The 708-nt window shown below is 41.8% G+C and carries 2 tRNA genes and 2 rRNA genes; all 4 read left to right on the plus strand.

Features of this window, described 5'->3' with window-relative positions:
• Positions 1-77 (plus strand): 16S ribosomal RNA (locus HC728_RS19705); the annotation flags it as partial.
• A 68-nt stretch (positions 78-145) separates the two neighbouring features.
• A tRNA-Ile gene (locus tag HC728_RS19710) sits at positions 146-222 on the plus strand.
• A 35-nt stretch (positions 223-257) separates the two neighbouring features.
• Positions 258-333, plus strand: a tRNA-Ala gene (locus tag HC728_RS19715).
• 274 nt (positions 334-607) lie between these two features.
• A 23S ribosomal RNA gene (locus HC728_RS19720) occupies positions 608-708 on the plus strand; the annotation flags it as partial.

Genomic DNA, 708 nt, shown 5'->3' on the forward strand with positions numbered 1-708 from the left:
CCACTTTGTGGTTCATGACTGGGGTGAAGTCGTAACAAGGTAGCCCTAGGGGAACCTGGGGCTGGATCACCTCCTTAAACGATAGATTACGATTTATGAGTGTTCACACAGATTGATTAGGTTAAAAATTAAGAGACTTAATGTTGGGTCTGTAGCTCAGTTGGTTAGAGCGCACCCCTGATAAGGGTGAGGTCGGTGGTTCAAATCCACTCAGACCCACCAATACTTTCCAGAAAGTATTGGATAACATTATATTTGGGGTTATAGCTCAGCTGGGAGAGCGCCTGCCTTGCACGCAGGAGGTCTGCGGTTCGATCCCGCATAGCTCCACCATCTTTAAGTATTCTCATTTGAGAGTCTTTAAAAATGGTTACACGCATAAGCGTGAAATCGCTCTTTAACAATTTGGAAAGCTGACTGATTTAAATAACTTACGAGTTATTCAAATCAAAATTTAAAAGTTCTTAATATCCTTTGTTTTACTTTGTAAAACGAAGAACAACACATTCAAGTGTTCTTGTATTTTGAATCCGGCGAAAAACCAGAACTCGCAATGACGAGTTCAACCTTGGTTGTTTATGCCATACGAAACCTCTTGGGGTTGTATGGTTAAGTGACTAAGCGTACACGGTGGATGCCTTGGCAGTCAGAGGCGATGAAAGACGTATTAACTTGCGATAAGCCCAGATTAGGTAGTAAAAACCATTT

It is taken from the genome of Aliivibrio sp. S10_S31, assembly GCF_014694495.1.
In the GTDB taxonomy this organism is placed as follows: domain Bacteria; phylum Pseudomonadota; class Gammaproteobacteria; order Enterobacterales; family Vibrionaceae; genus Aliivibrio; species Aliivibrio fischeri.